This window comes from Desulfitobacterium sp. (assembly GCF_034927245.1).
Taxonomy (GTDB): Bacteria; Bacillota; Desulfitobacteriia; order Desulfitobacteriales; family Desulfitobacteriaceae; genus Desulfitobacterium_A.
Genome location: NZ_JAYFQK010000007.1, coordinates 17,007 through 29,296, shown reverse-complemented (window position 1 = coordinate 29,296; position 12,290 = coordinate 17,007). Strand labels below are relative to the sequence as shown.

At 43.4% G+C, this 12,290-nt stretch carries 7 protein-coding genes; 3 read left to right on the top strand and 4 right to left on the bottom strand.

The features are described 5' to 3' along the window. Positions 1-11: 11 nt before the first annotated feature. The 4 genes from VB077_RS01775 to VB077_RS01760 form a co-directional block, all read right to left on the bottom strand. Positions 12-1,283, bottom strand: coding sequence for a multiheme c-type cytochrome (locus VB077_RS01775; protein WP_323413494.1), 1,272 nt, complete (start codon positions 1,281-1,283; stop codon positions 12-14). 288 nt (positions 1,284-1,571) lie between these two features. Then, complete coding sequence (locus tag VB077_RS01770; RefSeq protein ID WP_323413539.1) at positions 1,572-2,222, bottom strand: sulfite reductase subunit beta (hemoprotein); 651 nt, start codon at positions 2,220-2,222, stop codon at positions 1,572-1,574. A gap of 244 nt (positions 2,223-2,466) precedes the next feature. After that, positions 2,467-4,584, bottom strand: coding sequence for a cell wall-binding repeat-containing protein (locus VB077_RS01765; protein ID WP_323413493.1), 2,118 nt, complete (start codon positions 4,582-4,584; stop codon positions 2,467-2,469). A 128-nt stretch (positions 4,585-4,712) separates the two neighbouring features. Next, complete coding sequence (locus tag VB077_RS01760) at positions 4,713-6,107, bottom strand: polysaccharide deacetylase family protein (RefSeq protein WP_323413492.1); 1,395 nt, start codon at positions 6,105-6,107, stop codon at positions 4,713-4,715. A gap of 458 nt (positions 6,108-6,565) precedes the next feature. Here VB077_RS01760 and VB077_RS01755 point away from each other — a divergent pair, with 458 nt between their 5' ends. The 3 genes from VB077_RS01755 to VB077_RS01745 all read left to right on the top strand — a co-directional run bounded on the left by VB077_RS01755 (position 6,566) and on the right by VB077_RS01745 (position 12,064). Beyond that, entirely contained in the window at positions 6,566-7,627 is a 1,062-nt protein-coding gene (locus VB077_RS01755) for an HD-GYP domain-containing protein (protein ID WP_323413491.1), read from the top strand. A 172-nt stretch (positions 7,628-7,799) separates the two neighbouring features. Then, the gene (locus tag VB077_RS01750) at positions 7,800-8,936 is read left to right on the top strand and encodes an efflux RND transporter periplasmic adaptor subunit (RefSeq protein ID WP_323413490.1); all 1,137 of its coding nucleotides are present in this window, start codon (positions 7,800-7,802) and stop codon (positions 8,934-8,936) included. Beyond that, positions 8,933-12,064: an efflux RND transporter permease subunit gene (locus VB077_RS01745; protein WP_323413489.1), complete on the top strand. Its 3,132-nt coding sequence runs from the start codon at positions 8,933-8,935 to the stop codon at positions 12,062-12,064. The genes VB077_RS01750 and VB077_RS01745 overlap by 4 nt, the downstream gene beginning before the upstream one ends. Positions 12,065-12,290: the final 226 nt, after the last annotated feature.

Genomic DNA, 12,290 nt, shown 5'->3' with positions numbered 1-12,290 from the left:
CAAATCTCCCCCTATTCTTTTTTCATTTTTTCAGCTTCAGCTTTCATTTCCACCAAAGCTTTATCTTGCTCGTAGATTCCGTGCCAGTTCACATAGTCTGCTCCGCCCATCACCGCTCCAAAGCGGGCTCGACGTCCCTCGTGATGCCAAAGTTCAAATTCTGTGAACTCGATGGGATTACTCATCGGATCTCCTACCAGAAGACCTAGGGAACGCAGGTCTTTTACTATTGCTTGACCCTTTTCTACATTCTCATTACTCAGGTTGATGACTTTTTCAGCTTGGGTCATTTGTTCATCAACAGTGCCCTTGGCGTGACAATTAAGACAAATCGCTTCCATAGTCTGGCGATTTTCTTCTCCATTGGGGCGGACGGAAGCAATTGCAGGGGTCAATTTCCATTTTAAACGTTCGGATACATTGTGTGTTCCTTGGATATCACCCAGTCCGGACATATGACATGTTGTGCACGTCGGGGCGGGGAAATCTTTCGTCGTTAATGTACCTGCAGGAGCCCCCAAGTTGAACTTATCCTTGTTCGCAGCATAATAAGTACCATGGGGTGATTCGTTATAGATTTCCATTTGCGGGTGATCCGGACCAAGGTGACATTGACCGCAAGTTTCCGGTTGACGCGCTTGGGCAATGTCATAATCATGCCCAAGATGACACGAACGGCAATCTCCGAAGCTTCCATCATCATTTTTCCTGCCGATACCGTGACATACTTCACAGGAAGCGGCCGAGGCATCTTGACCAATGACATCACGAATGACGTTGGGTTTTCCGTTATTTAAGGGCTTCCCATCTTGGTCTAAAAGGTGGTATTGAGCTAGTTCTTCCTCTGTAAAATCTCCTGCACCAACAACGGGATACCAAGATTTCGCGGCATGAGCACTTATCGAAAAATCATGGACTTCTTGGTCATGGCATTGGGCACAGTTATTGGGAGTCGGTGCTGCGACCATTTGAACATCATAGTGCGTGGTTGTCATGCTTTCCTGACCCTCTAAGGGCTTATGGCAATCTAAACATTTAACTCCTCTTTGCGAGTGTTTGCTGTTATGGTATTGATCGAGAATACCCGGGCTTTCATTTTGATGACACTCCACGCACTGGGCATTCTCGGAAGTCGTGGTCAGGCTGACTTGACTTAAAGTTGGAAATGATGTTTTAAGTTTTTGCGGCCCGATCGCAAATCGGTATGTAAAAAGAAGAAGAATAACACCTAGGATTGATCCAAGACCTACTAAAATCAACATCTTATGAAACTTTGAATTCATTGGGCAAAATCCTTTCTCATTGATTCTTAGGGATATAGATCATCTATATTAAGATAATACCTCCTTTCACATGATTAATAAAAAGGGTTTCAAGATGATTCTATTTTACCAGATATATACTTCGAAAAACGTGATATGAATCACGCCTTAGATGAGCCTAAAAACGGTTTTGTCACTCCTCCCCAGAAAGAAAGACACAAAGCAGTGTATACTTTGTGCCTTTCCGTGAAGCCAATAATTTACATGCTTTATTACCGATTTCCAAACATAATCCCAACCTTAATTGATTTACCCGATTAAGGATTTCTCTACGGTTTCAAACCCGATACGAGCAACCATTTGAGCGATGCGTTCGCCTTTTTGACCGTTTTCTTTGTAATAGAGAAGGATTTTTTCGATCAGGTCAGCTGCCTCGTCAAGTGTGTAGATGCCCTTGATTTCTTGACCTAGGTATTGTTCTCTGGCGGCCATCCCTCCAAGGGTTATGGCGACTTGGTTTAACTTTTTGCCATAGACACCGATACATCCAATGTTGGGCATTGAACACTTGTTAAAGCAGCCGCCGACGACTATTCTTACTTTGCTTGGCAGGGCAACATTATAAAAACCTTTGTAAAATCTTTCGTTTAATTGCGCAGTAAAAGCATCGGTATCAAAGAGGCGGAATTTGCAGACGGTCCCATTGCAGGCGGTGACCGGTCTCGGTCTTGATCCTGTTGAGCCAATCGTTAAACCGACTTCCGCCAGAGATTCTTTTACTTTCTCCAAGTTGACGTATTCGACCCCGGGGATCTCAATATTTTTCCGTTCGGTAAACATAAAATACCCTTGACCATAAGTCCCCATAATTTCTGTGACCTTTTGAGCTTCTTTTACATTTAATCTGCCGCTTGGGAGGACGACTCGGCAGGAAAAGTGTTCGCCGTCATTATTTAGAATATAACCCTGTCCTTTAGTTTAGCTGCTTCTTCATTTGTAAATGCCATGATTATTAATTTCCCCCTTAAAATAGAAAAAAGCATTTCGCTTCCATTTTTATTATATCAGAGGAGAACGGCGAGAATCGTAAAGGGGAAGGAGGAATGCTATGAGATTTTTAAATCGTAGGGTCGAAAAGGACGGATGTAACATTGAAGTGCAACCGTCCTTTTTACCAATCCATAATAACTTGAAGCTTACTTGATTAGAATTTTAATCCCGGAAGCGGGAAGATGACACTTTTTGCTTGGGAAGCGAGATTTTCAGGGACTGCAAAGTCTCCGCCTAAGGTCTGAACGATTGGCTTAACTCCATTGCTGTTAAGCTTTTGAAGGTAAGCTTCGATAGCAGGGGGGAGAGTTTCGCTGTTCGGATCGATCAGAAGGATGGGTGATCCTGTCCTTGCAGCTAAAGCGCTACCGGCAAGAGCATCCGAGAAATTTAAACCGCTTGTTAAATATATTTTCTCGGGATTGGGGGCAAATTCATTGATGATTGAAGCCGTAGTTTCAAAACGGTTATTTCCGGCAAGGCGTTTTATTGTTGCTCCGGGTACAAGGTCTTTGATTTTTTGTTCGATAGTCTGCGAAACAACTGATTCTCCGCCGGTTATATAAACCATTGAAGGCTTAGTGGCAGTAATATAGTTTTGTGTTTGCTCGGTAAGCTCATTCTTTCCGGTAAGAAGAACCGGGTATTGATGGGCGCCGGCGAAACTTGAAATACTCAAAGCATCGGGGAAGCTTTCACCGGAGGCAATGATAACAGGCGTTCCCTGTTTAATATCGGCTTTGGTTACAACGGCGATATTGGTCTCATAGAGGTCTTGCCCGCTTAAGCGTTCGACAGCGTACCCGGAGTTTTGAATCTCATTTGTTATAGAATCATCAATGACTCCAGTTCCGCCGATAATATAAACTTTTGTATCCGGTTTGGCATTAAGATCAATAAAGGATAGGGCTTCGTCAGCTTCACCGGAGGTTTTGCCTACCAGTAAAATAGGAGCCTCTAATTTCTGTGACAGTATGGTTGCGGATAAGGCATCCGGAAAGTTATTGCCGGATGCTAAGATGATATTTTTTGATTCTCCTTGACGATTATACTCTTCGGCGATCATTAAAGCGGTTTCATAGCGATCTTTTCCGGATAAGCGGGAGGGGGTTGACACGACCTTCATAAAGTCCATGTAGTCAAAAGAGTTATCTGAAGAAACTGCGGGGATCTTAATGTCAAGAGGGCTATTGATGTTGGTGGTATCCGTATTAAACCTTAGGGTTAAGTTCAAGGTACCATTGTTAGGTGCTGTTTCTTTTTGTTCTTCGGGGAGCTTCATTAAAGTGTTCATTTGGGACAAATCAAGATTGAAGTTAATCAATCCGCTTTCATTGACGATATAGCCGTTATTAATGGTATAGTTTAACTCAATCCCTTGATTTCCTAATAGTTTTACAGTTTCCAGTTGATCCATAAAACGATTAAATTGATCTAAAAACTCGGGAATGTTTTCATTAAGTTTTTCAAGATCTAAATCAGGTTCATTCAGATTTCCTTCGGGAGCGGACAACTTACTCATTTCAACGCTTGTTGTGAGAAGCTCCTCAATTAAGAGCATGGCATCCTTATCTTTGGCAAAGTTATTTACGGTATAACGGGTAAATTCTTTGAATTCCTTATCGTTCATTTTTATCGTATATTTTTGAGCGGAAGTGCCGTCGCCGGCGGGTGTCTTAACAACATCGATATTCGGATTATATTTTTGAGCATAATTTTTTAAGAATTCTGTACCTTTGGTTTGAAAATCAAGGCTGAATTTAAGGACATTCGTTAAGTCTGCTGCATTGAGTTCGGCATCCTTCATGTTAAAAGGATCCATGACAGCATAATCTTTCCCGGCAAATTGAGAAGGTAAATACGGTTGAGCAATTCCGGGAACGCCATAAATTTCTTTAAGTTTAGGAGTGTCCCCTGTTAAATCCATATCGACCCAAAAGGGCATATTCAGTGTTAAGCCTTGGGCTGTCAAGTTCATGTTTGCTTCAGATTGAGCTTTAGTTTTTTGTTCGTTATTCGTTGTTTTGGCATCGATTTCAAGTTTGGCATTCTTGAGAAGTGCGGCAGTCGTATTGATTTGTTCCTGAGTCGCTGCGTCAAATCCCGATCCGTTTAATTCGATGGACATCGTGGTATGCTGTTGCACGGAACGCACATTTTGCATGTTCATCGACGCGTCAAAAACAGCCTGCTGATTGGGTGTACAGCCGGTCATGACAAAGAGAATGGTTAATACTGAGGTAATCCAGGTGAGTTTCTTTTTTAGTTTCATACTTTCCCTCCTTAATAAATATGTAATCAGTAAAATAGTTTTAGATACAGTGTCGTATTCTGTATATAGTTGGTAAAGTCCTGCAATTTCGATGATATAATTTCAAATATATAATATAAAACTTTTACTTAGTATTCAGGATTAGTTATCCTACGTTCGAATTCTGTAATGCCCATATTGGCATAACAATAGATTCGTTGCAGGGCATATGGATTTGATTCAGGACTAGCCCAGCCGCGAACCGTTGTGAGACCGGCGAGATAACCGTCGGTTTGGGCCAGTTTCATTATACTTGTACTGAATCCCCCAAAGGGATAGGCGATATATTTCAGGGGACGACCCAAGAGACTTTCCAAAGTGGCTCGTGAATTTCTTAATTCTTGAGCTGCAATTTCATCACTGATCTCTGACAAATTCTCATGATTTTGGGTATGCCCCCCGATTGTCCACCCGGCGGCTTGTAATTGCAGAAGCTGATCAGAGGTCAAAAAGCCCCCTCCATCAATATAGCCTGAAACCATAAAAACGGTTCCTGTAAAATTGTATTTCCGCATAATGGGAAAGGCATTTGTAAAATTGTCGGAATAGCCGTCATCAAAGGTAATAACAATCGGTTTAGCGGGAAGCGAGCCATTGTTATAGAAGGCGTTATAAAGCTGATCAAGGGTGATCACGTGATATCCGTTTTGGGATAAGTAATTCATCTGTTCCTCGAATTCTTCAGGGGGCATACGCAATTCATTGCCGGGTTCGACTGCGATAGAATGATAGTAGAGGATGGGGACAGCGGAGGCTGCAGTTGTCCCCGATGAAAATGTTGTCAGGGGAGATAGAATAAAAGCTTTAAACTGAGGATCATTTCTAACCGGGTCAAAGTCTTTTTCCTCTTGAGCAACCGCGCGGACATCGGGTTCAAGTGCTATTGCCGGTTTTAAGTATTCAATGACTTTTTCTGTATTGCCTTGCCTGCCGTAAATGCTGGCAATGCCGTAATAACTCCAGACATCTTTGGAATCCAGTTTAAGCGCATCCTCGTAAGCGGCAATTGCTTCATCCCAGTGACCGGCGAGTTCATGTGCCAAGCCTAAATTGAAATGACCGTAAACAAAATCGGGTTTCATCTCGAGGGCTTCTTTAATTAAGCTGATTCCTTCATCATAGCGCCCCTGAAATGCGTAGGTTGCTCCTTTGGCGTTTAAAGCCTGGTAACAGTTGGGATCGATACTTAAGGCTTCATTAAAGAGGATAAGGGCGGAATCAAACTGACGATCATAGTATAATTTAAGCCCTTGCTCATAGAGATCGAGGGCTTTTTGCTGTTCTTGGGTCAAAGCCGGGGATGAACTTGAAGAGTCGGATTCCTGAGCGGTAGATCCTTCTGTTCCAGCCGAATAAACATCTTGAACCTGATCGTTTTTCAAAGATCCCCGTACAATATAGATGGAAAGAAAAATGCCGGCCATTGCTAACAGGATTAAAACTATCGTAATAGGTTTGGAACGCGTAAATATTCTTCTTTTCACAAGGACTCCTCCATTTTAAAGTTCATTAAGAAGTTCTTTAATTAGCAGATATTTCTGTTTCTATGATAGTTTAAATGATGTTATTTTGTCAAAATAGTTAAAGCATTGTCCGTGATGGGCAAAAAAAAGAGGCCCTCATTCGAGGACCCAAAAAAGAAACCAACTACATGAGAAAGAGGAAAACTAGCTTCCCTATAACTAGTCCTCTCACTGAATTAATACGAGGTAACTATTTTATTTCCTTCGGTCAAGCCGCATGTAAAGTATGGATATTGAGGAGAGTTATAACAGATTACAATAATATGATGAAATATTTCTTTAAATCTATTTTGAGCCCATAAATAATGGTATTATATAAATAAATATTGAGTAATTATCGCCTGCCCAATGCAAGGCGTTTTTTAATTTGGTTCTTTATCTTGGTTACTATATTAAATGAAAGGAAAGGAAGATTTTAGGTGCGCCAGTCAAGTATCAATCGATTAAAACAAGGAGATGTGCTGGGACGGACGATTTATGCCAATGATGGCCGTGTCCTCTTGGGCAGGGGGATTGCGCTTACTTCTTCATACATTCAGCGGTTAAGGGAATTGGGGATTACTATTGTCTATGTGGATGATGAGGAAACGAAGGATATCGTTGTTGAAGATATAATTTCTGAGGAACATCGGCGTGAAGCAATGTCTTACTTAGAATTGTCAGGACAAGCGATACAAGTGGGGAAAGATTTTGACGGCTTCAAGGTAAAGAAGGCTGTTAAAAACATCATTGAGGATATTTTTTCCCAAAAAGATATTTTTATCAGTTTAACGGATATGCGGAGCTATGATAATCAAGTCTTTGCCCATTCTGTCAGTGTGTGTGTGTTAGCTACGGTCTTAGGCAAGGCTTTGGGATTGGATCAAAATAATTTAGAGGCTTTAGCGATTGGGGCTTTATTTCATGATATTGGAACCGTGAAGCTGCCGAAAGAGCTTTTGCGTAAGCGGGAAGCATTTACAATCAAGGAAGCCGATCTTTTTGAAACCCATACAAGCCTGGGTTTTGATATTTTACGCTCAAAACGGGAGTTGAGCCTCATCAGTGCCCATATCGCTTTTCAACATCATGAACGATTGAATGGAAGCGGTTATCCTCGGAAACTGGAGGGAGACGGTATTCATCATTTGGCTCTGATCGTGGGTATCTCTGATTTCTATGATAATTTGGTCAATGACGGACCGGGACATACTCGAATTTTGCCCCATGACGCGTGTGAAATTTTAATGGGTTGTTCCGATAAGTTGTTCCCCCATGATCTGGTGGTTACGTTTTTGAAACATATTGCCGCTTACCCAACCGGTTGCACCGTTAAACTCAATACCGGAGAGATAGGAATTATCGTTGATCAAAATAAGAGCTTACCCATGCGCCCGATTGTGCGGGTTCTGCAAGCGGGAAAGGATTTAAACCAAGTTAAGGCCCGGGAATATGATTTGGTTAAGAAACGAACTACATTCATTGAATCCATCCTCGAATGATCTTATAACAAAAGCACCAACACACGGTTGGTCATCGGAAAAAGATTGGAAAAGAGGGCCATGAGGGGACACTTCATGGCCCTCTTTTCAATAAGGCCTAAAGAGTTGTATAATATGAGAGTGACTGAGCAGTCGGCTTAGAGGAGCTTCATATAAAGGAGGATATCAGGGCTTGAAAAATCTTAAGAGTGTTCGATTATTGGCAGGGGTAATAGGATTAGGCTTGATTCTCATGGCAGGGGGATGCGGTTCAGCGAAAACGACCGAGACTGCTGAGGAGAAGTACATACCGGTGGAAGTGCAGTCGGCTGCAGTTCAGAACCTGCTTGAAACTACGAATTTTAGTGGCAAGGTAAATTCTAATCAAGATTTGAGTCTTGTTCCCAAAATGCCGGGTAAAGTCAGCTCTGTTAATGTTCAAGTCGGGGATAGGGTGGGTGCGGGTACGGTGCTGTTTACACTGGATACCGCTGATTTGCAAAAATCTGTCGATTCGGCTTCTATTGGGGTGAGTATGGCAGAAACAGGCTATCAGCAGACGAAAGAAAAAATAGATCTTGCGAAAAAGAACCTTGAGCGTCAGCAAGGGCTTTATGAGGCCGGAGCGATCTCGAAGGCTCAGTTAGAAACGTTTGAAAGTCAAGCTTCCGATACCCCATTGCAAACGGCACAGCTTCAGGTTGATCAGGCAAGGATGGGCTTGCAGCAGGCCCAGGATGCTTTACATAATGCGGTTGTTACCGCACCGGTCGAAGGGACAGTGACCGCTGTTAATGTCAAAGTCGGTGAGATGGCCTCAAGTGCTCAACCGGCAGTTAAGATGACTCAACTGGGCTCTCTCTATGTTGATGTCAATGTTCCTGAAAATATCGTGAATTCGGTGCAGCTTGGACAGGAGGCTAAGGTGACGATTACTTCGGCAAATGCCCAAGAGATTAAAGGGGTCATTTCGAGTATTGCTCCGGCCGCGGATGTTCAGACAAAGCTTTATGCCATAAAGGTGGCTATCGATAATCAGGATGGCAAAATTAAGCCGGGAATGTTTGCCAAGGCTGAGATAGTAACCAATACAAAATCCCAAGTTTTGGCGGTGAATAGCGAAGCTGTTGTAAGCAAGAACGGAAAATACTTTATCTATGTTGTCGAAAATGATGCTGCTGTGGAAAGAGAAGTAACAACAGGTCTTGATGCGGGGGCTATGGTTGAGGTGACAAAAGGGTTAAAACCGGATGAACAAGTGATTATCAAAGGGCAAACCTTGGTCAAACAGGGGAGTAAGGTCAAGATTGTAGGAGGGGAAGAATCTTGAAATTAGCTGAAACCTCGGTTAAACGCCCTGTTACGATCATTATGATCATGCTGATTGTCATCTTATTAGGTTCTGTATCCCTTACTCGTCTTCCCATTGATTTACTTCCGGATATGGAAATTCCGGTAGCCGTTGTGGTGACTTCGTATAACGGGGTTGGGCCTGAGGAAATCGAGAAATTGATTACGAAACCGGTCGAGGGTGCACTCTCCACGGTGGAAAATATTGATTCGGTGACTTCGATGACGTCTGAGGGAAATTCTATCGTTATCGCGATGTTCAACTATGGGACGGATATGAACTTTGCCACCCTGCAAATGCGGGAAAAGGTCGATTTGGTTAAGCTTGCTTTTCCGGATGATGTTAAGGCGCCGATGATTATGAAAGTCGATCCGTCTTCGATGCCGATTATCCAGATGACAGTTACGCAGAAAGATGCGGATTTGGCAGCTTTACAAACTTTAGTTGATGATGAGATTAAACCTCGCATAGAACGCGTTGAAGGTGCGGGTTCTGTGACGGTAAGCGGGGGTTATAAAACACAAGTCAATATTAAAACCAATGCCGAAAAAATGAACGGGTATGGTTTGAGTGTCTCAACCCTTGCAGGAATCCTACGAGCGGAAAATCTGAATTCCTCCGGGGGACAGGTGCAAAAGGGAAATCAAGAGTTAACCATTCGAACGATGGGTGAATTCCAATCGCTTGAAGAGATTGAGAATCTCATGATTCCTTTGCCGGCGGGCGGGCAAGTACATCTCAAAGATATCGCCGAGGTGTCGCTCGGTCATGCCGATGTGAATACAATCTCACGGATTAATGGACAAGATAGTATTAGTATAGCTATCCAAAAACAATCAGGAACGAATACTGTTAAAGTGGCTAAAGATGTGTATAAAGCCCTTGATAAACTCAAAGTGGATTATCCGAATTTAAGCTTCGATATTGTTATGGATCAGTCGGTTTATATTAAACAATCGATCAACACCGTGGAAAGAGAGGCCCTAGTCGGCGGCCTTTTAGCGATTTTTGTTCTGTTTCTCTTTTTCCATAACTTCCGTACAACGTTTATTACCGCAACTGCGATTCCTATCGCGTTAATGGCCACTTTCAGTGTTCTATATTTTCTGGGGGTTTCCTTAAATATGATGACCATGGGCGGTCTTTCGCTGGCCATGGGGCGTTTGGTCGATGACAATGTCGTAGCCCTGGAAAATATTTATCGTTTTCGACAGGAAGGGTACAGTAAAAAGGAGGCGGCGGTCAAGGCCGTTTCCGAAATTGGAATGGCTATTACGGCCTCAACCTTGACCACGATCAGCGTCTTTTTACCCATGGTCTTTGTGCAAGGAATTACAGCGACGCTTTTCAAAGAGCTGTCCTTAACGGTCTGTGTTTCGCTGGCATCCTCGCTGATTGTGTCTCTTACTTTGGTGCCTACGCTTTCTTCGAAGATCATGAAAGCGGAAAGTATACCCGAAGGCAGAACCGGCTTTTTCGGTGTGATGGATCGCTTCAGTCGGGGGTTTGATCGTTCCTTCGGCAAACTGGAAGATGTTTATCGGAAATTCCTGCATTATGCGCTCTATCACCGGAAAATGGTTTTGCTGATTGCCCTAGGAATCTTTGTGCTCTCCGGTTTATCCGTTACTCAGCTGGGGGCGGAGTTTATTCCCGCGTCAGACGCCGGAGAAATAAACATCACGGCTAAGCTGCCTGATGGTGCTAAATTGGAAGATACGGACAGTATCATTGCACGGGTTGAGGAGAAGCTTGAAGGAATTCAGGAGATCAAATCAGCTTTTGTTTCAGTGGGCAGCGGCGGAGCCTTGTCAATGGAGGGGAGTTCCTCAAATAAAGGAACCATTAATGTTAAACTAGTCGATCTTAAGGAACGCAGCCGGAGTGTCGGGCAAGTCGCTGATGAGATTCGGGAGTCGACCCAAGATATTGCCGGGGCTAAATTCGATGTGACCGTGACAGATATGATGTCCATGGGGGCGTCTTCTACTCCCATTGATATTGCGATAAAAGGGGATGACCTTAACAAACTCAAGCAAATCGGAAATGACGTTAAGGAGATCGTTGCTTCGGTTGAGGGAACACGAGAAGTCCAGACGAGTATAGGTGAAGGGGTTCCGGAGGTGCAAGTTAAGGTGAATCGTGCTAATGCATCACAGTATGGCTTAACGGCATCTCAGATTGCTACCGCTCTAAAAGGGACAATCTCGGGGACTACCGCGACGACATACCGCTATCAGGGCAATGAGATCAATGTTATGATCAGCGGGGACGAAACCTTAAAGTCGAGCATCTCCAACCTTGAGCAAACTCCAATTCCGACAGCGTCGGGGATAAGCGTACCTTTGGGTGAAGTCGCGACAATTTCGATGGATCGCGGACCGACTACGATTAATCGGACAGATCAAACACGGAACGTGAATGTCACATGTCAAATTATGAATCGGGACGTGAACAGTATTACGAAGGATATTGAAAACAAGCTCAAGGATTATGGCATGCCTGAGGGGTATTCGTATAAATTCGGCGGTCAGAGTGAGGAGATGATGAAATCTTTCTCTGATTTAGGAATGGCGATGGTTTTAGCGGTCATTCTTGTATATATGGTATTAGCCTCGCAGTTTGAATCCCTGCTCCATCCGTTTACCATTATTCTGTCATTGCCTATGGCTTTTTCGGGTGGACTCTTTGGTTTGTTCATTACGGGGAAAAATATCAGTGTTCCGGCTTTCCTTGGGGCAATTCTTTTGATTGGGATTGTTGTCAGCAATGCGATTGTGCTTGTCGATTATATCAATAAACGCCGGGAACGCGGGGAAGGACGCGAGGAAGCGATTGAAAACGCCGGACCTATCCGTTTGCGCCCGATCCTTATGACATCATTAGCAACGGTGCTGGGATTGATTCCGATGGCCTTGGGCATAGGGGAAGGTGCGGAAATGATGGCACCGATGGCGATTGTCGTTGTTTTCGGGATGATCCTTTCGACCCTTTCGACTCTTTTGCTGGTACCGGTGATCTATACGATATTTGAAGATATCCGCCAGAAAAAGAGGTTTGGCAAGAAAAAGAATAAGATTTCCCAAAAGCCGACGATAGAGGTATAAAAGTAAATCTATAAGGTGGATATCCACTAAACTGAGGGCTGTTGCAATGCAACAGCCCTTTGTTAGTTTCCTTAATTCTTAATTCCATTTCAACCATTCTTTCCGCCCGTCCCTCTTAGTTTTTGTTTCCGTTTCTGCCCCTCGAATCAGGAGGTACAAACGAGAGCAAAAGCTCACTTTTAGGCAAATCAAAAAGCATAGCCATTTGACTATGCTTAAGGTTCTT

Coding starts and splice junctions, on each gene's coding strand:
- VB077_RS01775 (WP_323413494.1), bottom strand. CDS start 1,283: ATGAATTCAAAGTTTCATAAGATGTTGATTTTAGTAGGTCTTGGATCA.
- VB077_RS01765 (WP_323413493.1), bottom strand. CDS start 4,584: ATGAAACTAAAAAAGAAACTCACCTGGATTACCTCAGTATTAACCATT.